Here is a 21,422-nt window from a genome sequence, read left to right on the forward strand (position 1 = left end):
TTTGCTGCGCAACACTTGGGTCTCGGTGGCCGGATTATCGGTTCTGTTATACGGCTACCTGATAATAACATCGCCAATATGATTGCGGATTCGATATTTTCAGTTTTGCATCGCAGGACACGACGCATTCGAATTGCGCAGAATCGATAAATAAGGCGATGCATAAAGACCGCTGTAATGGCGATTATATTTCTTGCTATTGCGCTCGCCATACCTCTTCGGGTCATAACCGCGCCGAAGCGCTTGCGACATCGAGAAACGCCTGCACGATTCCGCGCTTGCGCTGGGTATGCAGGCAGGCAAGCGAATCGATATTGCAGCCGCGCAATTCCTCGACCGGAATCGCAATGGATCGCTCGGCATCTGGGATTTCGCGTTCCAGCACGAAGCCAATCCCCAGACCTTGCCGCACGGCTTCGAGCACACCTTCGCGACTGCCCAGCTTCATGGCTGTCGGCGGCGACACCTTTGCTTGGCGCAAGGCATCGTCGACGAGGCGCTGTGTGTTGGAACCCGCCTCGCGGCGGATCAGCGGATACGCCGCGAGATCGGCGAGAGACACGCTGCTCGCCGTCGCGAGCGGATGGCCCTGGGGCACGAGCACGCGCATGTCCTGGCGCGCGACCGGAACCAGGGCCACGCGGGGATCGCTTTTCGCATTGCCGATCACGGCGGCGTCGACGCGATACGCCAGCAGATCGTCCCAGACCTCGCGCTGGCTCCCGAACGACACCGATATCTCGATGCCTGGATAGTGAGCGCGAAACGCCGCGACCACCTGCAGAACGACCTGCGGCCCGTCGGCGGCGAGTTTGAGGCTACCGTGGCGGAACATCGTCGCGCGGCTGACCATGTCTTCGATCTGCTCTTCGGTCGCGAACATCTGCCGGGTCAGTTCGAACAGCGGTCGAGCGGCATCGGTGAGCGTCACGCCCTCGTTCGTGCGGATAAACAGCGCCTGCTTGCAGTCGTCTTCGAGATTGCGGATCTGCGTCGTGATGGCCGGCTGCGTCAGGCCCAGCAGGCTCGCGGCCTTCGTGAAGCTACCTTCGCGCGCGACCGCATCGAACGCCCGAAGCTGGAAATAACGCATCGCCACCTTGAACCTCAAGACATAAATATGAATGCCGAAATATAGCATTCGTATTAATTTGACCGCCGATGGGGCGGGATTCTAAGCTTGGCGGCATGACGCTTCGAAATTATTCGTGAGACAAAAGATGAGCCAGGCAATCGACTACCTCAATCCGAACCTGCCGCGAGGGCTGCGACGCGTGGTAATGCCCGTAATCGATGCAACGCCGGAATCGTTAGGGGGCTACGGCAAGCTGGTGGACGATCCCCAGGCGTGTCAGGTCGAAATCGTGCAATGGCCGGCGACAGGTTCGCGGCTGATCGACCCGGGAACGGGCGATGAAGCGGGCACGACCGAAGGTGTTTTCGTCAGCGAATGGCGCGGCGACATCCTCTATGGCCGCAACGAAGCCGTGGGCGGGCATTACGTTCTGGCATACGCCAGGGAACCCGAGCATGCGCGCGAAGAGAGCGGGGACTTGCAGCAGCGCATTTTGCTTTGGCATGCTAATTATCATCCCGATGGCGGTCAGCTATTCTTTCCGCTCGATCATCAGCCGTTTTATGTGCCGCTGGCGCTACCGGGCGACGACATCACGCCGGAGAGGTTCGTCTGCTTTCGCTTCGACGGGAAAAAAGGCCTCTATATTCATCCGAATATCTGGCACGAAGGCGTATTCACGCTGGAAGGAACCCAGCGATTCTTCGACAAACAAGGCGCGGTTCACGCACGCGTGTCGGTTGAATTTGCGGCGGAGTTTGGCTGTCTGCTGGAGGCGCCGATAGCGCGCGACGCCTGACAGCAGCGAAGCAAACGATGTACGCGGGCTTTAACGTCGCCGCTGCAAAAGCTCATGCGCGGCGTAGACGACAGCAATCACGCCCAGCAGCACGGCAGTCACGGCGAATGACTGGCTTGCCTGCGTTGCCGATGTCGATGTCATCGCATAGCACCATATGCCTGCGCCAGTTACCGAGAAAATCAGGCCGAGTGCGAACAACCAAAGCGGTGTCGCACTTCGCGCATTGAGTTTATGTGAGAGTTTCATGGCCATTACCCCGTACGTACTGTCTACCCTGCCATGGTTAGCGTACGCGGCGGGGCCATCATCGACAAGTACACCAAAATTCTTTTTGTCGATGAATGGAGGCATTTCACTCGCGCCGCTGACACGGCGAGGGCATAGCGTCGATCTGAAGTCGACCGTTGCCGATGCAAACACTGTGCGCGGCGAACCAAAGAAGTCGGGCCGTAGCAAGCGACCCCGACCCGTACTGGAGATGGCCTGTGCCAGGCACGCCGCGCCGCGCCACGCCGCCCGGCATCCCTCCACGCCGAGCGATGGCACACTACCATCGCAGGCGGGCGCTGGAAGAAAGCTATCTGCAGGCGCGGGCCGAGATGCCCGAGGAGTTCGCGCCTTCGCCCGAAACCCGCTTGATCTCTGTTCGCGCTCGCGCTGAGTTGAGCGGGTGGGAGCATATTGAGGAGATTGTCGGGCACCTCGATGTCGTCAGGTCGAAGGCGGCGTATCGGGCTATAACGCATCCGCAAGACACGACGAATCGCACCCAAAGTCAAATCATTCTGCGGACTTTCGACCTGACAAAAACTTCGTTCACGTGGCCCACCTGCACCTTTAGAGTGCGTGCTGTGCGACCGGGCGGCCAGAGCCCGACGACGCAACACACAACAAAGGAAATACGATGAAGACAAAGATCAGGGGCGCAGTGCTTCCCGCACTGCTGACGGCGCTGCTGGCCGTGGCATCGAACGCGGCGCACGCCGACCGTCTCGACGACATCAAGAAGGCCGGTGTGCTGCGGGTGGCCGCGTTCGACAGCAATCCGCCGTTCGGTTTCGTCGATGCCAGCGATAACCGTATCGTCGGGCTCGACGTGGACTACGCGCAGGCCGTGGCCAAGCGCCTGGGCGTGAAGCTCGAAGTGCAGCCGACCAACCCGGCGAACCGCATTGCGTTCCTCAAGTCGGGCAAGGTCGATCTCGTGTTCGCCAACTTCACGATCACGGACGAGCGCAAGAAGGAAGTCGATTTCAGCACGCCGTATTTCGCCTCGGGCACGCAGTTCATCGCGAAGAAAGGCACGCTGAAGTCGCCGGATCAACTCAATAGCCTGCGCATTGGCGCCGATAAAGGCACGACGAACGAACAACAGGTCCGCGCGAAATATCCCAATGCCACCATCGTCGCTTATGACGACACGCCGTTCGCGTTCGCCGCGCTGCGCACGGGCAACGTGCAGGCCATCACGCAGGACGGCCCGAAGCTGGTGGCCTTGCTCGCGCGCGTGCCGGACAAGACGAACTACGAGATCGCGCCGTTCACCATCTCCAACGACTATGAAGGCGTGGGTGTGCCCAAGGGCGAAACCCGCCTGCTCGACGCGGTGAATTCCACACTCACGAATCTCGAAGCCGACGGCCAGGCCGCCCAGATCTACGACAAATGGTTCGGCCCGAAGAGCGCCGCGCCGCTGCCGCGTCTGTTCAAGATCGGCGATCCGCAGAAGAATAGTTGATTCGCCGTCTCGCCATCCGGTCCCGGGCTTCGCTTGATAGCGGCCCGGGCTTTGTGCTTTTCGCGTCCTGATTCATGCATACCTGGCTTGAACCCAAGTACTTCGCGTGGCTCGAACAGGGCCTCGTCGTTACCGTCTTGCTGTCTGTCTGCGCGGGCGTGTGCGCAACATTTTGCGGCTTTGTCCTGGCCATCGCGCGTACCGCAGCGAACGCGGCGATGGCGCGTGCCGCTGCGCTTTATGTGTTCGTATTCCGCAATTCGCCGCTGCTGGTGCAATTGCTGTTCTGGTATTTCGGCGCGGCCGCGTTATTGCCTGCGGAGTGGATGACGTGGCTCAACGCGGCTCACGTCGTCACTTTGGGACCGCTCACTCTGCGCTGGCCGAGCTTCGAACTGCTCGCGGGCTGGCTCGGGCTCACTTGCTATACGACGGCGTTTATCGGCGAGGAATTTCGTGCGGGCCTGCGAGGCGTGAGCGGCGCGCAGGCACAGGCTGCGGCGGCACTCGGCATGCACCGCTATACAGCACTGCGTTATGTGATCCTGCCGCAGGCGTTGCGCATCGCGACGTCGCCGCTCGCCGGCCAGTATATGAACCTCGTGAAGAATTCATCGCTGGCCATGGCGATTGGCGTTGCCGAACTCTCGTATATGTCGCGCCAGGTGGATACCGAAACGTTCAAGACGTTTCAGGCTTTCGGTATTGCGACGGTGTTTTACGTGCTGACGATTGCCGTGATCGAAGTGGCGCTCGTGATCTGGCAGCGCACCGGCACGCGCGCCCTGTCGCGAGGTCGCGCATGACGAACATCGACTGGCTGGCGACGCTGCGTTATCTGCTGCTCGGTTCGTTTCCGGCCGGACCGCCCGGCGGCGTTGCACTGACGCTCGCGCTTTCATTGACATCGGCCGTGCTGGCGGCGCTGATCGGTCTGGCCGGCGGCGTGGCGCTGGCGATGACGCGCGGCGTCGCCCATCTCGCGCTCACGGCGGTCGTGGCATTTTTTCGCGCCATTCCTGTGCTGATGCTGATTTTCTGGACCTTCTTCCTGATGCCGGTTTTACTGCACGTCGATGTGCCGGGTCTGGCGACCGTGGTTTGCGCGCTCGCGCTGATCGGCGGCGCTTATCTTTCGCATTCGGTCTACGCGGGCATCGTGTCGATCGGCAAAGGGCAGCGCGATGCGGCGCTTTCGCTGGGGCTGACGCAGTGGCAGGCGCTCAGGGAAGTGGTCCTGCCGCAAGCTGTGCGCGTGATGATGCCGTCGTTCGTCAATCAGTGGGTGTCGCTGATCAAGGACACGTCGCTTGCGTATATCGTCGGCGTGCCGGAATTTACTTTTCTCGCGAACCAGTTGAATAACCGTTTGATGGTTTATCCCGCGCAGATCTTTTTATTGGTTGCGCTGGTTTATCTGCTGTTGTGCGGCGGGCTTCAGTGGCTTGCCCATCGTCTGCTGGTTAAAGGCGTGCCTGCCGGGCGTTGAGGCGGATTTTCGCGCGCATCAACTCACTCCCTTACTTACCCCGGCCCATAAAAATGGGCCTTTCTTCGCGCTATCTCCCGCTGCCGGCACTGCCTTCATCTGGCTTTGCCGATATCACCGCGTTTGCGTTCGTGAGACTCTTGATCGTCGCGCGAGAAACCGATTGGTGTTCCTCGCGCGACGTACCTTTTACTCATTAACCTACGGGGTTAGAAATGGATCGCATCGATTCCGAAGTTTTGAAGAAGAATGCCGGTTTTATGCCGCTCGAGGACGACCTTAAGCCGGTTGCCGTAAAGAAAACCGAGGCGCTGCCGTTTACGATAAAGGTGGTAAGCAGTCCGGTGGAGCTGGAACAAGCCGTCGAAATGCGGCGCACTGCCTATGGACGTCACTTGCCGGAGTTCGCCGAAACCCTGGGCGTGGAGCCGCTGGACGAAGCGCCCGGCACGGTCGTGCTGCTTGCTCAGTCGCGCCTCGATGGCGGCCCGCTCGGCACCATGCGGGTGCAGACCAATGCCTTCGGTCCGCTGGCGCTCGAGCAGTCGGTGAGCCTGCCTGACTGGCTGGCCGGCACGCGCATGGCGGAGGCCACGCGGCTGGGCGTGGCGCGCGGGGTGATCGGCCGGATGGTGAAAGTTGCGCTGTGCAAGGCGTATTACCAGTACTGCGTGCAGCACGGCATCGACTGGATGATGATCACGGCGCGTTCGCCGCTCGATCGCGAGTACGAAGCGATGCTGTTCGAGGATGTGTTCGGCGAGAACGCATTCCTGCCGATGTCGCATGTCGGCGGGATGCCGCATCGGGTGATGGCGAAGCCGGTTGCGCGGGTTCGTCAGCGCTGGGCGCAGGTCGGCCATGCGTTCTATGGCTTTTTCTTCGAAACCGATCACCCCGATATCGATGTCAGCACCGCATCCATGCTGGCAGAAGAGGGGCAACAAGCGGTGAGCTCAGGTAGCGAGTCCGCGCGTTTGTGGTCGTTGAGCGAAGCTTAAGGTAGTCGAATCGTCCGCGTGTAGCGTGGCGGAAATGCAGCAGAAAAGCAGCAGAAACGCGGCCGGCGGCCACAGCACAGTCGTGCTTTTGCCGCCGGCCATCGTAGCATTGCAATGAAATCGAAAATGAAATCATTGGAAAGGGCGGCAGATGACAGGGGATAAATGGGCGTTTCGGGACAGGCTGACCGGCTGGGCTTTCCAGCGGTTCTCCATGTACGTCGCGCCATTTGTGATTGCGCTTGGCAGCATCACGGTCCTGTTGTGGGCGCCTCGCCAGTTCGATACGTCGGGGACGATCGCGCTGGGCATGGCGGTGCTGGCCGATCCGTCCGCCTCCCTGTCGCCCGCCGCCGCGGCGAGCCGCCTGCAGGACGGCGTGTCCACCCAGCGGTTTAGCACCCATCTTGCGGAAACGCCGTTCTGGTTTCTGTTCGACGTGCCCGTGTTCGCCAACGGCGCAACCACGTTTATCGATTTACCGTCGCGTCATGCGCAAACGCTTGCGTGCTGGCTGACAGGGCCAGGCTTTGCGCCGCTGGGCTCCGGCGACCGGCTGGGCACGAGCGGCGCGATGCGCTTCGACAAGGCGGGCTTCGCGCTGCGCATCGACCGCCGCCTGCCGCATGCGCCCATTCTTTGCCGCGGCACGTTTTCCGGCCCGGCGTACATCACCGCATCGGCATCGAGCCGCGACAAGCTCGAAGTCACCACGCTCGATTTCCAGCAGGCTGCCTCGCTGATCACCGGCGGTCTGCTGACGCTGGCGATTTTCGTATTCGTCACGGCCATCATCAATCGCGAATGGACCTATGTGATTTTTGCCGCGTGGCTGGTCGGCAATCTGCGTTTGAGCGCCAACGCGCTGGGTTTCGATACCGAGTGGCTGGGCCGGCTGATCGCGCCGGAGCACATCGCGCTGTTGCGGCAATTCACCTTCGCGGCCTACTACGTCCTCACCACGACGCTGTTCGTGGAACTGTTCCGCCGTGAGCTGAAATCCATCGGTCTGCGCTGGACGCTGCAGGCTGTGCGCTATGTCGGCTACGTGCTGATGGCCGCCGCATTTGCGCTTGATTACGCGCATTTCGTTCCCGTGTTGTGGGTGAGCGCGAGCTTCTGCATCCTGGTGCTCAGCTACTTTCTCGTGCAACTGGTCATCAAGGCGCGTTCGCGCACGGTGCTCTGGTATGTCGCGTCGATGGCGATCGTGCTGTTCGCGACGCTCTCGCAGGTGCTCGCCGCCGCACTCGGCTGGAAAGCGCTGGCGGGCGGACTGAGCCCGGTCGTGACCGCGTTGTCGTCGAGCATGCTGTGCGCGTTCGCCATCGCCGAACGCGTGCGCGAGGAGCGCGAGCGCCGCCGGCAAATGCAGGTCGAACTGCGCAACACCTACGACCTTACGCCGATCGGCCTCTTCACGCTGGATGGCGAGCGTCGTTTCGTGCGCGCCAATCCCGCCTTGCACACGATGCTCGGCTTGCCGCGCGAGCGTTACCAGACGCATCGATGGGCCGACTATTTCGCACCCGGCGCCGAGCTTGCGCTTTCCGGCTTGCTGGAACGCGAAGACTCGGCCTCGATCGAGATCGACGGCGCGGCGGGCACAACGACGGGCAACATCACCGGCGAGCGGCGCTATTCGCTGCGCGCGATCCGCGCGAACGGCTTCGTGGAGGGTTCGCTTGAAGACGTGACGGACCGCTCGAAAGCCGTCGAGCGGCTGCACTTTCTGGCCGGACACGATTCGCTCACGGGCCTGCTGAACCGTCGCGGCATCGAGCACGCCATCGCGCGCTGCTGCGAGGAATCGGGTGCCTGGTCGCTCGCGTATCTGGATCTCGACCGCTTCAAGCAGTTCAACGATCTGTTCGGCCACGGCACCGGCGACGAAATTCTGCGCCAGGTGGCCGCCGGTCTCGTCGAGCATTTCGGCGCGCAGGTGCCCATCGGCCGCATGGGCGGCGACGAATTCGTCTGCGTGCTGGAGAACACGAGTATCGACGACGCCATCGCGCGTTGCCGCGCTTTCGTGCAGGCGCTCAATGCCGCCCCCATTCACATCGATACGCGCGCGTTCCAGGTCAGAGGATCGATTGGCCTCGTCGAATGTTCACCGGGCGTGCGGGCGCTCGACGCGCTCGCGCATGCTGACCGCGCCTGCCGCGCGGCGAAGCGCGGCGGTCACGGGCGGCTCGTGGCCTTGCGCAAGGGCGCGCCGGCCTTCGAGGAGCGCGCGGTCGAAATCAGCCTGATCGAAACCTTGGGGCAGAGCCGCCTGCCGGACGGCCTGTTTCTCGTTATGCAGCCGATCATGTCAATGCGCACCCCCGCTCAGGCGCTGGATTTCGAAGTCCTGTTGCGCATGCGCCTGCCCGATGGTTCGGTGGCGACCGCCGCGAAGCTGATCGCGGCGGCCGAAGAGTCCGGCATGATCACGGCAATCGACCGCTGGGTGCTCACGACTACGCTCGAATGGCTGCGCGAGCACCAGGCGTCGTTGTCGCGAACGCGCTTTGTGTGCGTGAACCTGAGCGGTGGTTCGCTCAACGACGAACAGTTCCTCGACGAATTGTCCGATCTGTTCGGCCGCTACCCCGACGTCGTCCACTATCTGTGCATCGAAATCACCGAAAGCGTCGCGCTGCACGATCTCGAACACACCGAACGCTTCATCGCGCGCGTGCATCATATGGGCGCCAAGATCGCAATTGATGATTTCGGTGCGGGGCAGACTTCGCTGCGCTATCTGAAGAAACTGTCGGCGGACGCACTCAAGATCGACGGCGAATTCGTGCGGACGATGTGCAACCATCCCGCCGACATCGCCATCGTCGAAGCCATCATTACGCTCGCGCGCAATCTTGGCATGCGCAGCATCGCGGAGTGGGTCGAGGACGTCGAGACTTTGCGGGCGCTCGACGAACTGGGTGTGGACTACGTGCAGGGCTACGCAATTGCGAAGCCGCAGGAAGCCGCGCAGATGCTCGCGGCCACATCGGCGGCGGGTTTTGTCAGCAATGCAGAGGTTGCGCGCTATCTGGAAGGGCAGCAGGCGCTCAACGGTGGCGCGAGCGGGCAGTTGTTCGAGCGGGAAGGCGCAGTCTGAGCCGCTTGAACAGACGAACGGAAGAGGAAATTGGCGATTTCTTTCTTCGATAAACTATACGGGGGCGGCGCGCAGCGCGCCATTAAGCAGCAAATCGGGGGCGGGCGAAGCTGGATCTTCGCTCTGTCAAACATGGGGCCGCGTCACGCGCCACCCAGAAAAGGCATCGAATAAGTTCGCGACATGTGGCGACGCTGGTTTACCGTCGTTAGCAGGCTTTTCTCCGCAACAGGCCAACGCCGTCGCACGGGTCGATGGGCGACGCCTGTCGCTTTCGTGCTGCTTGGATTCTGCTTTCTCTGGACCGGCACGATTGCGGATTCCAATACGCAGCGCCAGCAGGTGCTGCGGGTGCTCGCGTGGCCTGGCTACGCCGACGACGACTGGGTGCAGGCCTTCGAAAAACGTTTTCACGCCAAGGTCGAAGTCACGTTTGTCGATTCCGACGAAGCCCTGTGGGCGCGCATGCACAGCGCCGCGCCGCCGCCATTCGACGTGCTGGCGGCCAATACCGCGGAAATCGAGCGCTATGCGCGCGCCGGCATGCTCGCGCCGCTCGATCTTGCACGCATTCCGAATCGCCGCTGGCAGCAGCCGTATTTCCGGCGTCTCACCGATATTCGCGGCCTCGTGCACGACGGTCACGCCTACGCGATTCCCTTCACCTATTCGTCGATGGGGCTGATTTACGACCGCAGGCAGGTGCCGGTCGCGCCGCACTCGATGCGCGTGATGTGGGACCCGCAATACCGCGGCAAGGTGCTCGATTTCAACAGCGCGCAGCACAATTTCTCATTTGCGGCGCTCGCGCTGGGTTACGCCGATCCGTTCCATCTCGCGCCGGAGCAGATGCGCACCGTCGCGCGCGAACTCGTGGGCCTGCGGCGCAATCTGCTCACGTATTACACGCTGCCCGAAGAGGCCACCGAGCTGTTCGTGCAGCATCGCGCTGCGCTGATGTTCGGCAACTACGGCACGCAGCAGATCGAGCAACTGCGCAAGGCAGGCGCCGATGTGGGCTACGTGATTCCCGACGAAGGCGTGCTCGCGTGGCTCGATTGCTGGGCGATCACGCGCAATGCGGGCAATCCGTCGCTTGCTTACGAATGGCTCGACGCCATGCAGGAACCGGCAATCGGCAAGCAGTTGACGCAGCGCCAGGGGCTCGCGAACACCATGACGGTGGTGCCCGGCGAAGCGTCGCGCAGCGGGCCGAATCTGGTCTGGCTGCAGTCCGTCGAGAGCATCGACCAGCGCGAGGCGCTGTGGCAGCGCATCGAATCGGGTGACCAGCTGGAGACCTTTGCGCCATGATCAAGCTCGGGCTGTCTTCCAGACTCTCTTTCCTGCTGGTGTTCATCGGCGTGCTGGCTTCGGGCGCGATGGGCTATTCCACCTATCAGGCCAACCGCGCCATGCTGATGGGCGAGGCCGAGCACAGCCTGCTGACCTCGACGCAACTGCTCGGCCGGCGCTTCACGGCGGCGCTGGGCGACGCCGCCGCCGATGCGCTGGTGCTCGCGACGCTGCCTTCGTCGCTGCAGGTGGCGCGCGGCGATACGAGTGGCCCCGGCAACCTGCGTTTGCGCCAGGTGTTTCTGAGCTTCATGCAGCACCATCCCGAGTATTTGCAGATCCGCCTGATTTCCCGCGCGGATTACGGTCTGGAGCGCATCCGCGTGGATCGCGGCGCGCAGGGCGTGGTGCTCGTGCCCGAGAGCGAACTACAGGAAAAAGCGCATCTGCCTTATGTGTTCGATACGCTCGAACAGAACGCGGGACACGTCTATCTTTCGCCGATCGGCCTCGAAGGCAGCGCCGGATCGAACCCTGACCAGCCGGTCGTGACAATCGGCACGCCTATCGCCGATGCGGGCGGCAACAACGTCGGCGTGCTGGTGATCGACGTCGATCTGTCTCAGGTGTTCGAGCGCATCGAGCGCGATATGCCGGCCGATTACGCGGTCTACATGGCCAACGAGTGGGGCGATTTCCTGATTCACCCCGACCCGTCGCAGACCTTCGGTTTCGCGCGCGGCCGCCGCGTGCTGATGCAGACGAGCTTTCCCGCCACCGCGCCGCTCTTTAGTGGCGGCGATGCCAGCGTGACCTTCAACGGCTTTGCCCACGCGCAACATCCGCCCGCCGAAGTGTTCGCATTCGTGCGCCTGCCGTATGGTCTCGTGGACGGCAACCGCTTCGTCACGCTCGGGCTCGCGCGCCCGCTCAGCGACGTGCTGGCGCCCGCCAACGCGCTCGGTTCGCAGATCGTCCGTCTCGTGCTGATTTCGAGCGCTGTCGCCATCGTGCTGGCGGTGCTGTTCGGACGCGCGATGTCGCGCCCGCTGCGCACGCTCGCGCATGCGGTCACGCATATATTCGATGAAGACGCCGTCGATCGTCTGCCGGTCGGGCGCACCGATGAAATCGGCGTGCTGGCGCGCTGTTTCGACCGCATGCGCATCGAGATCCGCTTCCAGGTTCATGCGCTGCATGCACGCCAGGAGGAACTCACGCATCTTGCCGGGCACGACACGCTCACCGGCCTGCCGAACCGCATGCGCTTCATGGAGCAACTCGAACTGTCGATACGCCGGGCCGCGCAGCACCATGAACCGTTCGCGGTCCTGTTTGTCGACCTGAACGGCTTCAAGCAGATCAACGATCAGCACGGGCACTCGGCGGGCGACGCGGCGCTCGTGACGGTCGCGCAGCGCCTGCGCGCGGCCTTGCGCGAAACCGACATCGTGGCCCGCTTCGGGGGCGACGAATTCGTGATTCTCGCCTGCGACGTTCGCTCGTCCGAAGCCATCGCGGTGACGGCCGCGCGTGTGCAGGCGGCCATGGATACGGCCGTGCCGCTGGGCTCGCAGTGGGTGAACGTGGGCGTGAGTATCGGCGTCAGCGAATTTCCGGCCGACGGCAATCATGCCGACGAGCTGCTGGCGAAAGCCGACGCCGCCATGTACGCGGCGAAGAGCTCGGCGGCGTCGCATTATGTGCGCTATCGGGATCTCGCACATGCGTCCGAGGGCGCGGGCGTGCATCGGACTGACCAGAGCTGAACCGGCGCTTCTGTGCGACTAACGCGCGAGCCATCGCGTTTAGACGATCAGCCGGCCTAGCTGCCACAAACCGAGGCCGGCCAGCAGCGCCGCCGAACAGAGGTTGATGGCGCGCTGCCAGGCCGCGTCGAAACAGTGGCGCAGCCGCCCCACGCCGATGGACAGAATCAGCCACCAGAGCGCCGATCCTGCCAGCACGCCGGCCACCATGACCCACGGCGCGGTCACGGGCGCGCGGCCCGCCAGCGCGCCGAATACCGCCATGAACGAGAGGATGGTGGTTGGGTTCGAGAGTGTCAGCACGAAGGTGCCTGCCACATAACGCAGCAACGTGCTCGATTGCGGATGTGCGCCGCTGCTGCGCACGGCGGGCTTCGTGGCGATGCGCCACGCCAGCCACAAGAGGAATACGCCCCCGAACAGGCCCAGCCAGAACTTCAGGCGTAAGAGCCAGGCGATCAGACTGCTGACGCCATAAGCGCCGATGGCGCCGTAGACGGCATCGGCAAACGCGGCGCCTAGTCCCGTGGCGAGTCCCGCAAGACGGCCATGATCGAGTGTGCGCTGGATGGCCAGCAGGCCGATTTGCCCGACCGGCGCGGCGATCGACAAACCGATCAGCAGCGACTGGCCGAAAAGCACGGGGAGAGTGGTGGGTAGCAAGGTGTCCATGTCGAGTATTCTCCGATTGGACCGGCCGCTTGCACAGAATAAAACCTAAAGCGAAAATCGATTTCGTTTTCGATTTTTCAGGCCGAAGCCCGTTATGACCGAATCGCTTCAACTCGATACCAAAGCCTGGGCGCTGCTGATGGCGCTGCAGGAAGACGGACGCGCGCCACTGAAGACGCTCGCGCTGGCGGCGGGGCTGTCCGTGCCGGCGACGGTCGAACGGCTCAAGCGTCTGAAGGATGCCGGGGTGATACGCTCGGTGAGCGCGGAACTGGACCCCGCGCAGGCCGGTTATCCGGTGCGGGCCATCGTCGGCGTGACGGTGCAGCAGCCGGGCAAAAAGGCGTTTCTCGATAAACTGCGCCGCGCGCCCGAGGTGCTGGAGTGCCATCACGTGGCCGGCGCCGATTCGTACATCGTGACCGTGGTGTCGAGCAGTCTCGAACACCTGGAGCGGTTTCTCGGCTCCATCAACGGCTACGGCGAAACGCGGACGTCGATCGTCTTTTCCACGCCGATTCCGCGTCGCGCTCTGGTAGCGCCGGGGGCGGCGCGTTGAAGCGAAAGAGCGCCCCCGGTTAATCAGACGGCCCAGCCACCCGTTACTGCGCCAGGCGGGATTCGAGTTCCGTCGCGCGCGCTTCGGTTTGCTGCAGTTCGCAGTCGGGCAGCACCGTTTCGCCGCTGCCGCCCTTGCATTGCTGGTCGCGATTCTTCAACCACGCGAGTTCGTCCGCTTTCAGGGCTTTACGCTTCGCGTGATCGCCGCCGTATTGTTTCGCGAGTTTTCCATAGACCTTATTCAAGCGCGTGTCCTGGACGGCCAGTTCCTTTTCGGTGCAAAGATCGAGCTGGACCGAATTGCTGCCCGCGCGAACCTTGCAGGCGGCATATTCAGGGGTCGTGTCGGCAAAGCTATATTGCGATAGGAAAAGGCAGGCGCCCGACAGCAAAATCAGCTTTTTCATTGAGTGAGTTTCCCTGGAGTAGTGGTCGAGAAAAGAGGCGTCGTATTTTACTGTGAATATGATGATTAACGGCGGGTCGTAAGGCGAAGTAATCTCGGAATGATTAAATAATGCGCAATGCATTATTATTCTATGCGAGTTATGCATATGTAGGTCACTAATCCGTAATCCATTATTCATCTATGATGATCGCATCAAAGGATTAAAAATGACCGAAGAAGATTTGAAGCACCGTCAACAGATCACCCTCGATTCAGCGTCCAAAGTGCTGCGCGCAGGCGCCTGGCTCATCAGGAATGGGTATGGGCGCATGTCGCTATTGCCGTATATGGCCGCGAGCGGTTGCTACTGGCGCTGCGAATTCCATCCGCCGCAGCATCCCAGCCAGGCCTTTTTTCGGTACTCCAGCGGCAGCGCAGCGCTTTATCTCGAAAGCCATGGCGGTGAAACGGTTCATGCTGAAATCAGCCCTCGCGAGTTAGCGCTGAAAATCATGGAAAGCGTGGCGGAGATCCAGAAGGACGCGTGCTGCGGCGAAGCCACTCAGGCAATGTTCGACTGGCTGACCGAACTGGACGCTGCGCTCGATGCTGGATTGTTCCCTTCGGCATTCGATGATTACAGCGGCGATGACTCGCGATGGGACCTGATTGACCTGATACGCGGTAACGGAAACACGATGCGACCGCAACCGGGTTATGTCACACCGGGATCGGACCGTGGTGTCGACGACGAATAAGTCGCGTCAAGCCTGTGAAGATAGGCGGCGGCATGTTAAATAGAGGGCAATTCAATCACGGCTCTTTCGCCGGCTTTCTACCTGGGCACACGGCCATATGCCGGCCCGGTCATTTGTTATCGTCAAGAAGTTATTCATGAGAAAAATTGGAATTGCAGCAGTTCTGTCGTTCATTTCATTAGCCTTACCGGCAGCTTGTTTCGCCGATGCGGCCACGAAGCCGGCAACACACGTCATTTCGTCGATCGATCTGGCCAAACCGTTTGGAACGCATTCGCCCTGGCAATTTATCGCGTCGCAGGCAGCGGGCGGGCTGCAATCCGGCGGCATTCGGGATACGGACCCCGGTACGGTCTTTCCGTGCATCACGGCGGACAATGCCCGCACGTGTTTGCCCGATACCCGCGGCGCACTGCGCGAAAGCGATAGCGATAGCACGGATGGTTTCGCCGAGCCGCATTTCCTTCTCGATGCGCGCGTCGTTCATGCTTCGACCGCCTCGACGGATCGCGCGCTGCTTGTGCTGAAACTCGGCAGCATCCAGGCCGACGATGGCGATCAGCGCAGAGGCACGCAGGTCTACGCTTACGATCGCGCGCGCGATAGCTTCGCCGTGGTCTATGCGCATCGCAACGGCAATAACAATAATCAAGAAGTGCGTTTTATCGCCGATGGCCGTCTGCAGGGCGACATTATTTCCGTGGAGCCGACGCAGGACGCGCCGTTCGGTTATTGGGTTTCCGTCAACAGTATTGGGGCGGCGGGCAGCTATAAGGAAGTGCTGCGCTATCGCAGCGCCACCGCTTATGGCGACGGCAATCCGCTGGCGGTCATCGACGCGGAAATGCCCAATATCCAGCGGCGCATGGGTTTGTGGAAGCCGGGTATGCCGCTTCCGGCCCCGCACGACTGCACGGCGCCACACCTCGTCAAATCCGTGCTTTGGTGCGGTTGAGCGGGACGCGATCAAGCCACGAAACGCGCGAATAAGAATCGGCGCCAGCTTTAGTTTCTGGGCGCAAATGGCACCGGCATACACAACATCATCAAAGTGCGTTAAGGCGAATCGGCATGCAAACAGACAAGCGCCAACCGGAAGCCACTTCCGCGAGAGTGATCGCCGGATACCTGATCAGCGTGACGTTTGGCGCGCTTGCATTCGTGTTCTCGCTCATGCTGCGCGGCGCCGGTCAATTCGAAAGTGCGACCGCTAACCCGCTTGATGTGAAGGCGGCACACTTTTCCATCATGTTTGTGCTGCTGTTTGGCTTGTCGTGGATGTTTGCGCTGGGAATCAGCGCGCTTCCCTGTGTCGGCATCGCCTGTATTGCGCGAACGTTCAGCATCCGCAATCGGTTCTTTTATCTGCTGGCGGGCTTGGCGATCGGCGTGCTGGCGGTTCTGGCGTTTGTCGAAATAAGCAATTCGTTTACCTGGTACACCGACTCGCCCGACGAGAAAGCCACCACGTGTTGGCAGGGGCTACGCAGCGTAGGGCGGATTTTTGTGCCGACGGGCGCGTTCGCCGGCCTATTGTTCTGGTGGATCGCCGGTCGCTTTTACCGCTCGACCGGAGGGAAACCGCCTGTCACCTGAAGCACGCGCGATAGCGCCTCAACCCGGCAATCATCAAACGCCGCGAGCACCGATCCGGCTGCGCCTCACCAGGATCACCATCAGTGCCAGAAACACGATCAGCACTGGCGGCCCCATTACGAGAAACACCAGCGGCGCGAGCCATGCCGCGACCAGCACCGGCACGTCGCCTGGCAGCCAGCCGTGGCGACGGCCATCGACTATCAGGAACAAAATGGGCAGCGCGAGCCACACGAGGTCGTAGCCCAGCATGTAGGGCTGCGCAAGAATGGTCGCCATGCCAATCGCGGCGGCGCGCAATTCCGGCCGCGCCTTGATGAGGCAAAGGTAGCAGACGAACAGCACGGCCGGCACGGCAAACGTGGCCTGGAGCGCATAGGATATCGACGGACTCAGGCCCAGGCTGCGTGCACATCCGAATACCGAGGCAATGCCTCCCGGCCAGGTGGGCGAGTGCTCGACGATAAAGTGCCCGAACTGGGACAAGCCGAGCAAAAATTTGCCGAAGGTCGCGAATCCGAACAGGATGCCTGCGAGCGCGCAAAGCGAGCCAACGGTGATCGCGGCCGCAATCGCCGCGCGCCATTGACGGCTTAAAAGCAGCGCAAATGGAAACACAATGCCGAATTGCGGCTTGATGGCCAGTAGCCCGATACATATCCCGGCAAGCCACTGCCGCCGGTCGAGCAGCGCGAGGCCGAGCGCTGCAAGGCCTAGCGTAAAGAAAGAATTTTGCCCCGAGATCACGACGATCCAGACACTCGGAAAGGCGAGTGCCGGCAGCCAGAAAACCCAGTTCAATCGCTGCATCACGATGCGTGAGCACGCGAATCCCACGAACGCTACGCCGGTAATGAAAAAAGCCAGATACGCGAGAGAAAAAGGCAATAGCGATAGTGGCCAGACGAAGAGCAGGAATACGGGCGGATACACCCATGGGCTGCTGAAACCAGTGGGTGTGCGATGGAGCAGCGAGAGCGCCATATGTTCGATTAGCGACGCGTCGTAGGCGCTCAGTGCACTGCTGTGCATGGCGATGTAAGACGCACTCCAGAACACCGAAAAATCATAGCCAAATGCCGCGGCTGGCAAATGCGAGACATAGGCCGCCCACAGCCGCAAACCCAGATAGGTCAAATCCAGGGCGAGGAGAATCGATGCGTACAGGACAATCCGTTGCCGGGTGAACCAGTACGGCTCGTTCAATTGCACGGCTTCGATCGTATGCCTGGCTGATTTGGGTATCGGCATGCTGATCCTGCGGGTTCGTTGGATTATCGAGTTCGCGAATGCATGCGGCGATCTCACTGATTCCGGCCATCAGTTTAAAGCGTATCCTGCTGCGTCGCCCTTCGGCGACGCTGGCCCAAACTGCGCGACGACAAAACGAATCGCGGGATTTAAACGCCGGTACTGCGCTGAAGGTGCGCTTCGCCTTCAGCGATCAAATCGGCACCTATTTCCAGCACCTCGGCAAGCCGGAAAAGAAGCTGATCGCGCCACTCGTCGTCGTCGTCGGACGGCGAGGGCTTCGCGAGGCTTTCGATCAGAGAGTTTGCCGTTTCGAGAAAGGGGAGCGCGCGTTTGTAGCTGAGGACCGCGGCGTGCGCGTCATCGCTGGCTTGCTGCGGCTGTGCCTGCAATGCGGCAGCCAGTTGATCGACGCACGCCTGTCCTTGCGAGCCGAGTTGCTGCAGGCGTTGCTGGAGATTGGCATTCTGCTCGCGCAGTCCGGTTTCGTTGAGCATCGGGTGTTCCGCAGGTTTCGTATTCAAGTGCGATATTCTGGACCAACTCGCGGTGAGCCGCCATGGCGATGAGGCTCGCTTCGGCGGCTAAAGTCATGGCGCCGATCAACGCGCCGGCACAGAATCAAGCCCCGTGCTTTTCACATCGCTTTGAGCAGCGGGCGCGGCCAGATAGTCGAGCAGCGCCCTGGCTTCCTGTGGGTGCTGCGCACCGGTGGGAATGCCAGCCGCGAATCGCGTGACCGACTGGACGGACTCGGGAATCTTGCCGACAAAGCTGGCGCCTTTCACCGGCAGCAATTCGCTGACCTGCTGAAAGCCAATTTCATAGTCGCCATTTGCCACAACCGAAGCCACAGGAATGCGCGGAACCATTTTCGCTTTCGGCTTCACTTCATTCTCGATACCCAGTCGCGTGAACAGATCGCGTTCGATATACACACCGCTCGCGCTGTCCGAGTAAGCGATCGACTTCGCGGCGAGCAGCGTTTGCTTGAGAGCTTCCACAGTGGCGATGTCGGGTTTGGCTGCGCCGTCGCGCACCACCATACCGATGCGCGAATCGGCGAGTTCCACGCGGGAGTCCGCGCGAACCTTGCCTTCGCGGATCAGATCGTCGAGCGCATAGCCGACCATGATGACGACATCGGCGGGTTCGCCCCGCGCGAGGCGCTGTGGAATCGCTTCAGGCGATTTGCCCATCGAAGGCCCGAGCATGGTGTCGAGCGTATCGCCCGTCGCGGCTTCGAATTTGGGGCCGAGCAGCTTGTAGGCAGCCGTGAAGCCGCCGGACGTCATGACGTGAAGTTCCTCGGCGTGGGCCTGGGCGGCAAGCGCGGCGCCAGCGGCGAGCGTGAGCGCAATCAGCTTGAGCTTGAGCGATTTGGTGGACATATCGATGAGTGTGCAAACGTCTTGGGAACCCGGAGTATCGATCAATTCGTGGGCGATTTTGGCGTTTAAGAAAATAGATCGGCGTAAACCACTAGCGACGCGATGATGTGATGCGGCTGCTACCTCATAATGAATAGTTACGTTGTGCGAAGTAATTTTTCTTGAGGGAAACAGTAAGCAACACGATTCCGAGCTCATTCGATCTGTGCAGGCAACGCGACTGCAGCGACAGGGAAGCTCTAGCGTTTGCGGGCGAGCGCGTGGTCGCAACACGCGCCCCACAACGACACATAAGGCCCTTATTTTTCGTGACCACCAGGCACGAAAGCATTTCTATGTCATCGTAAAGGACCGCTTCATGTGCTACCTTAGTCGCTCAGAGCCAGCAGGACCTTTCAGTCGCACTTCAGTCGATCACCAGAAGGATGCCCATGGAATTCAACAATGGCGCTGTACTTGAAGCTCTCCAACTTGCCTTGCATCGACAAATACCGTGGCATAAACGGCCGGCTATTTTCACCTCGCTTCGCTCTCAGGGTTTGATCCAGACGATCGACCAGATACCCCCGCCCAGCACGAAATTCCTCCCCACGCTACAGATCGCCGTTCTGACTGACAAAGGGCAAAAGGAAATGCGGCGGATCGAGGCGTCGAAGCACGTTTCAGGCTGGCTCGACGACGATTACTTCGCCACGTTCCTCGCGCAGGTGGCGTTTAATTGATGGGGTCTCGCGGCGTTTTTGCCCGCTCTTTTGCACTAAGCCCGGCGGCGTGCACGCACTGTAATTCGGCCCACGCCACCGCAGGCGCTGCCACCCACGCACAGGTGCTGTTGCCCGCGACACCGCAGAATGAGGTCGATTATCGGGCTACAAGGAAGCGTGGCGCGAATTACTCAATTAAACGAAGTATTTTCACTTTGACTGCGTGACGCATTCACAGGGAGCGCAGCGTGTCCCCGTGAATCAGCGTTAGCGTTTGCCGCGACCGCCACCAGCAGGCTTGCCGCCCGGCTTGCGCGGACCTGCAGCGGGCTTGCCCGCAGGTTTCCCGGCGGGTTTGCCGCGTGGCTTTTGCGTGCTGAATGGGTTGAAACCGCCCAGGCTGGGTTCTGGAACGGTTGCCCCTGCGTGCTTTGCCGCAGGCTTGTTTTTGCCTGCGCCATGCTGCGCCGCTGGCTTTTTGCCCGGCATCGGCTTCGCGGCCGGCGCGCCTTGCGGCACCTTCGGTTTCTTCGGCTTTTTGGGTTTCTTGATGATTTCGCCCGTGGCGCTGGTTTGCGGCACACGATGTTCGGCCTCGAAACCCGGCTCTTCCTCGCGGCGCAGCGTTTGCCGGATCAGCGCTTCGATCGCGGCAAGCAGCGGCGCTTCATCGGCGCAAACAAGGGACACCGCCACGCCGCTGGCGCCCGCGCGGCCGGTACGGCCGATACGATGCACATAGTCCTGCGCCACGATCGGCAGATCGACGTTGATGACGAGCGGCAGATCGTCGATATCGAGCCCACGCGCTGCGACGTCGGTGGCAACCAGCATCTGGATTTCGCGCGCCTTGAAGCGCTCCAGCGCTCGCAGACGCGCGGGTTGCGGTTTGTCGCCGTGAATGGTGTCGACGGCATAGCCTGCATCGTCCAGCACGGTCGCCAGATAATCGACGCCGCTGCGCGTCTTGACGAACACCAGCGCGTGCTCCCATTTGTTTTCAGCGACGAGGTGCATGAAGAGATCGGGCTTGTTCTTCTTGTCGACCGTCACCACCCACTGCTTGATCTTGCTGGCGGTGGCATTGGGCGCGCTGACGCTGATATCGACCGGATTGCGCAGAATGCCCGCCGCCATTGTGCGGATATCGTCGGTGAACGTGGCCGAGAACAGCAGCGTCTGGCGTTGCACGGGAACAGCCTCAAAAACGGCATTGAGTTCGCGCGCAAAGCCCAGATCGAGCATGCGGTCGGCTTCGTCCAGCACCAGCGTTTGCACCTGATCGAACTGCACGGCGTTCTGGCGATTGAGGTCGAGCAGACGGCCGGGCGTGGCAACCAGCACATCCACGCCTTTGCGCAACTTCATCATCTGCGGATTGATGCTCACGCCGCCATAAGCGGCCAGAAAGCGCAGATCGAGGCCTTTGCCGTATTCGATAAAGCTTTGCAGCACCTGTTCGGCCAGTTCGCGCGTGGGCACCAGCACGAGCACGCGCGCGCGGTTGCTGGATACCGCCGGGCCGTGTTGCACCAGCCGTTGCAGCAGCGGCAGCGCGAAACCGGCTGTTTTGCCGGTGCCGGTCTGCGCCGCGGCCATCACGTCCTTGCCGCCGAGCACAGCCGGAATCGCCTTGGCCTGCACCGGCGTAGGTGTCTGGTAATTGAGGTTCTGCAGATTACGCAGCAAAGGCTCGATCAGGCCGAGCGAGGCAAAAGACATGAGTGTGTTCCGGGGCAAAACCGCTATTTTAGCGGTTGCTGCGTGAATTGCGCCGCAGCGGCCAACTGTACAGCGGGAACCTCCGTTTTATTGTCATTGT

The 21,422-nt window shown here is 61.4% G+C and carries 21 protein-coding genes; 13 read left to right on the forward strand and 8 right to left on the reverse strand.

Annotation, left to right across the window (positions count from 1 at the left end):
• Positions 1 to 223: 223 nt before the first annotated feature.
• A complete protein-coding gene (locus U5A67_RS11445) occupies positions 224 to 1,093 on the reverse strand; it encodes a LysR family transcriptional regulator (RefSeq protein ID WP_321814217.1) in 870 nt (289 codons plus the stop codon).
• 127 nt (positions 1,094 to 1,220) lie between these two features.
• Between U5A67_RS11445 and U5A67_RS11450 the strand changes: the two genes are divergently transcribed.
• Positions 1,221 to 1,874, forward strand: coding sequence for an ureidoglycolate lyase (locus U5A67_RS11450; protein ID WP_321814089.1), 654 nt, complete (start codon positions 1,221 to 1,223; stop codon positions 1,872 to 1,874).
• Between the two features lie 30 nt (positions 1,875 to 1,904).
• Here U5A67_RS11450 and U5A67_RS11455 read toward each other — a convergent pair whose 3' ends face one another.
• Positions 1,905 to 2,228, reverse strand: a complete 324-nt coding sequence (locus tag U5A67_RS11455; protein WP_321814090.1) for a hypothetical protein — start codon at positions 2,226 to 2,228, stop codon at positions 1,905 to 1,907.
• Positions 2,229 to 2,781: 553 nt separating this feature from the next.
• Between U5A67_RS11455 and U5A67_RS11460 the strand changes: the two genes are divergently transcribed.
• The 7 genes from U5A67_RS11460 (at position 2,782) to U5A67_RS11490 (ending at position 12,279) form a co-directional block, all read left to right on the forward strand.
• Positions 2,782 to 3,615, forward strand: coding sequence for an ABC transporter substrate-binding protein (locus tag U5A67_RS11460; protein WP_321814091.1), 834 nt, complete (start codon positions 2,782 to 2,784; stop codon positions 3,613 to 3,615).
• A gap of 74 nt (positions 3,616 to 3,689) precedes the next feature.
• Positions 3,690 to 4,421 (forward strand): amino acid ABC transporter permease, encoded by a 732-nt coding sequence (locus U5A67_RS11465; RefSeq protein WP_321814092.1) that lies wholly within the window; start codon positions 3,690 to 3,692, stop codon positions 4,419 to 4,421.
• Positions 4,418 to 5,104 (forward strand): amino acid ABC transporter permease, encoded by a 687-nt coding sequence (locus tag U5A67_RS11470; protein ID WP_321814093.1) that lies wholly within the window; start codon positions 4,418 to 4,420, stop codon positions 5,102 to 5,104. The genes U5A67_RS11465 and U5A67_RS11470 overlap by 4 nt, the downstream gene beginning before the upstream one ends.
• Before the next feature lie 215 nt (positions 5,105 to 5,319).
• Positions 5,320 to 6,105, forward strand: a complete 786-nt coding sequence (locus U5A67_RS11475) for an N-acyl amino acid synthase FeeM domain-containing protein (protein ID WP_321814094.1) — start codon at positions 5,320 to 5,322, stop codon at positions 6,103 to 6,105.
• Between the two features lie 151 nt (positions 6,106 to 6,256).
• Positions 6,257 to 9,214, forward strand: a complete 2,958-nt coding sequence (locus tag U5A67_RS11480; protein WP_415767812.1) for a putative bifunctional diguanylate cyclase/phosphodiesterase — start codon at positions 6,257 to 6,259, stop codon at positions 9,212 to 9,214.
• Positions 9,215 to 9,397: 183 nt separating this feature from the next.
• Entirely contained in the window at positions 9,398 to 10,528 is a 1,131-nt protein-coding gene (locus U5A67_RS11485; protein WP_415767813.1) for an extracellular solute-binding protein, read from the forward strand.
• Positions 10,525 to 12,279 carry a diguanylate cyclase domain-containing protein gene (locus tag U5A67_RS11490; RefSeq protein WP_321814097.1) on the forward strand — a complete coding sequence of 585 codons (1,755 nt, stop codon included), beginning with the start codon at positions 10,525 to 10,527 and terminating at the stop codon, positions 12,277 to 12,279. The genes U5A67_RS11485 and U5A67_RS11490 overlap by 4 nt, the downstream gene beginning before the upstream one ends.
• Before the next feature lie 39 nt (positions 12,280 to 12,318).
• Here the strand turns inward: U5A67_RS11490 and U5A67_RS11495 are convergent, their stop codons facing one another.
• Entirely contained in the window at positions 12,319 to 12,951 is a 633-nt protein-coding gene (locus U5A67_RS11495; RefSeq protein WP_321814098.1) for a LysE/ArgO family amino acid transporter, read from the reverse strand.
• 94 nt (positions 12,952 to 13,045) lie between these two features.
• On the opposite strand from U5A67_RS11495, the gene U5A67_RS11500 reads away from it, so the two are divergent.
• Positions 13,046 to 13,510 (forward strand): Lrp/AsnC family transcriptional regulator, encoded by a 465-nt coding sequence (locus U5A67_RS11500; protein ID WP_205982129.1) that lies wholly within the window; start codon positions 13,046 to 13,048, stop codon positions 13,508 to 13,510.
• A gap of 43 nt (positions 13,511 to 13,553) precedes the next feature.
• Here U5A67_RS11500 and U5A67_RS11505 read toward each other — a convergent pair whose 3' ends face one another.
• Positions 13,554 to 14,042, reverse strand: coding sequence for a lysozyme inhibitor LprI family protein (locus U5A67_RS11505; protein WP_321814099.1), 489 nt, complete (start codon positions 14,040 to 14,042; stop codon positions 13,554 to 13,556).
• An 85-nt stretch (positions 14,043 to 14,127) separates the two neighbouring features.
• Between U5A67_RS11505 and U5A67_RS11510 the strand changes: the two genes are divergently transcribed.
• The 3 genes from U5A67_RS11510 to U5A67_RS11520 all read left to right on the forward strand — a co-directional run bounded on the left by U5A67_RS11510 (position 14,128) and on the right by U5A67_RS11520 (position 16,254).
• Positions 14,128 to 14,658, forward strand: a complete 531-nt coding sequence (locus U5A67_RS11510) for a hypothetical protein (protein ID WP_321814100.1) — start codon at positions 14,128 to 14,130, stop codon at positions 14,656 to 14,658.
• A 136-nt stretch (positions 14,659 to 14,794) separates the two neighbouring features.
• Complete coding sequence (locus tag U5A67_RS11515; RefSeq protein ID WP_321814101.1) at positions 14,795 to 15,613, forward strand: hypothetical protein; 819 nt, start codon at positions 14,795 to 14,797, stop codon at positions 15,611 to 15,613.
• A 116-nt stretch (positions 15,614 to 15,729) separates the two neighbouring features.
• The gene (locus U5A67_RS11520; RefSeq protein WP_321814102.1) at positions 15,730 to 16,254 is read left to right on the forward strand and encodes a hypothetical protein; all 525 of its coding nucleotides are present in this window, start codon (positions 15,730 to 15,732) and stop codon (positions 16,252 to 16,254) included.
• A 33-nt stretch (positions 16,255 to 16,287) separates the two neighbouring features.
• Here U5A67_RS11520 and U5A67_RS11525 read toward each other — a convergent pair whose 3' ends face one another.
• From U5A67_RS11525 to U5A67_RS11535, 3 genes are all read right to left on the reverse strand, one after another.
• Positions 16,288 to 17,505: a glycosyltransferase family 87 protein gene (locus U5A67_RS11525; RefSeq protein ID WP_321814103.1), complete on the reverse strand. Its 1,218-nt coding sequence runs from the start codon at positions 17,503 to 17,505 to the stop codon at positions 16,288 to 16,290.
• Positions 17,506 to 17,654: 149 nt separating this feature from the next.
• Positions 17,655 to 18,002 (reverse strand): hypothetical protein, encoded by a 348-nt coding sequence (locus U5A67_RS11530; RefSeq protein ID WP_321814104.1) that lies wholly within the window; start codon positions 18,000 to 18,002, stop codon positions 17,655 to 17,657.
• Positions 18,003 to 18,107: 105 nt separating this feature from the next.
• On the reverse strand, positions 18,108 to 18,896 hold the full coding sequence (locus tag U5A67_RS11535) for a substrate-binding domain-containing protein (RefSeq protein ID WP_321814105.1): 789 nt from the start codon (positions 18,894 to 18,896) through the stop codon (positions 18,108 to 18,110).
• Positions 18,897 to 19,327: 431 nt separating this feature from the next.
• Here U5A67_RS11535 and U5A67_RS11540 point away from each other — a divergent pair, with 431 nt between their 5' ends.
• A complete protein-coding gene (locus tag U5A67_RS11540; protein WP_321814106.1) occupies positions 19,328 to 19,618 on the forward strand; it encodes a hypothetical protein in 291 nt (96 codons plus the stop codon).
• Positions 19,619 to 19,867: 249 nt separating this feature from the next.
• Here the strand turns inward: U5A67_RS11540 and U5A67_RS11545 are convergent, their stop codons facing one another.
• On the reverse strand, positions 19,868 to 21,322 hold the full coding sequence (locus U5A67_RS11545; RefSeq protein WP_321814107.1) for a DEAD/DEAH box helicase: 1,455 nt from the start codon (positions 21,320 to 21,322) through the stop codon (positions 19,868 to 19,870).
• Between the last annotated feature and the right edge of the window lie 100 nt (positions 21,323 to 21,422).

Source organism: Paraburkholderia sp. J69-1, assembly GCF_905220255.1.
GTDB lineage: Bacteria > Pseudomonadota > Gammaproteobacteria > Burkholderiales > Burkholderiaceae > Paraburkholderia.

Excerpts from the sequence above, each read along its gene's own strand:
- U5A67_RS11510 (WP_321814100.1), top strand. The coding sequence starts at position 14,128 with ATGACCGAAGAAGATTTGAAGCACCGTCAACAGATCACCCTCGATTCA.
- U5A67_RS11455 (WP_321814090.1), bottom strand. The coding sequence starts at position 2,228 with ATGCCTCCATTCATCGACAAAAAGAATTTTGGTGTACTTGTCGATGAT.
- U5A67_RS11540 (WP_321814106.1), top strand. The coding sequence starts at position 19,328 with ATGGAATTCAACAATGGCGCTGTACTTGAAGCTCTCCAACTTGCCTTG.
- U5A67_RS11460 (WP_321814091.1), top strand. The coding sequence starts at position 2,782 with ATGAAGACAAAGATCAGGGGCGCAGTGCTTCCCGCACTGCTGACGGCG.
- U5A67_RS11490 (WP_321814097.1), top strand. The coding sequence starts at position 10,525 with ATGATCAAGCTCGGGCTGTCTTCCAGACTCTCTTTCCTGCTGGTGTTC.
- U5A67_RS11505 (WP_321814099.1), bottom strand. The coding sequence starts at position 14,042 with ATGCATTGCGCATTATTTAATCATTCCGAGATTACTTCGCCTTACGAC.
- U5A67_RS11450 (WP_321814089.1), top strand. The coding sequence starts at position 1,221 with ATGAGCCAGGCAATCGACTACCTCAATCCGAACCTGCCGCGAGGGCTG.
- U5A67_RS11525 (WP_321814103.1), bottom strand. The coding sequence starts at position 17,505 with ATGCCGATACCCAAATCAGCCAGGCATACGATCGAAGCCGTGCAATTG.
- U5A67_RS11500 (WP_205982129.1), top strand. The coding sequence starts at position 13,046 with ATGACCGAATCGCTTCAACTCGATACCAAAGCCTGGGCGCTGCTGATG.
- U5A67_RS11485 (WP_415767813.1), top strand. The coding sequence starts at position 9,398 with ATGTGGCGACGCTGGTTTACCGTCGTTAGCAGGCTTTTCTCCGCAACA.
- U5A67_RS11545 (WP_321814107.1), bottom strand. The coding sequence starts at position 21,322 with ATGTCTTTTGCCTCGCTCGGCCTGATCGAGCCTTTGCTGCGTAATCTG.
- U5A67_RS11465 (WP_321814092.1), top strand. The coding sequence starts at position 3,690 with ATGCATACCTGGCTTGAACCCAAGTACTTCGCGTGGCTCGAACAGGGC.
- U5A67_RS11470 (WP_321814093.1), top strand. The coding sequence starts at position 4,418 with ATGACGAACATCGACTGGCTGGCGACGCTGCGTTATCTGCTGCTCGGT.
- U5A67_RS11445 (WP_321814217.1), bottom strand. The coding sequence starts at position 1,093 with ATGCGTTATTTCCAGCTTCGGGCGTTCGATGCGGTCGCGCGCGAAGGT.
- U5A67_RS11475 (WP_321814094.1), top strand. The coding sequence starts at position 5,320 with ATGGATCGCATCGATTCCGAAGTTTTGAAGAAGAATGCCGGTTTTATG.
- U5A67_RS11495 (WP_321814098.1), bottom strand. The coding sequence starts at position 12,951 with ATGGACACCTTGCTACCCACCACTCTCCCCGTGCTTTTCGGCCAGTCG.
- U5A67_RS11535 (WP_321814105.1), bottom strand. The coding sequence starts at position 18,896 with ATGTCCACCAAATCGCTCAAGCTCAAGCTGATTGCGCTCACGCTCGCC.
- U5A67_RS11480 (WP_415767812.1), top strand. The coding sequence starts at position 6,257 with ATGACAGGGGATAAATGGGCGTTTCGGGACAGGCTGACCGGCTGGGCT.
- U5A67_RS11520 (WP_321814102.1), top strand. The coding sequence starts at position 15,730 with ATGCAAACAGACAAGCGCCAACCGGAAGCCACTTCCGCGAGAGTGATC.
- U5A67_RS11515 (WP_321814101.1), top strand. The coding sequence starts at position 14,795 with ATGAGAAAAATTGGAATTGCAGCAGTTCTGTCGTTCATTTCATTAGCC.
- U5A67_RS11530 (WP_321814104.1), bottom strand. The coding sequence starts at position 18,002 with ATGCTCAACGAAACCGGACTGCGCGAGCAGAATGCCAATCTCCAGCAA.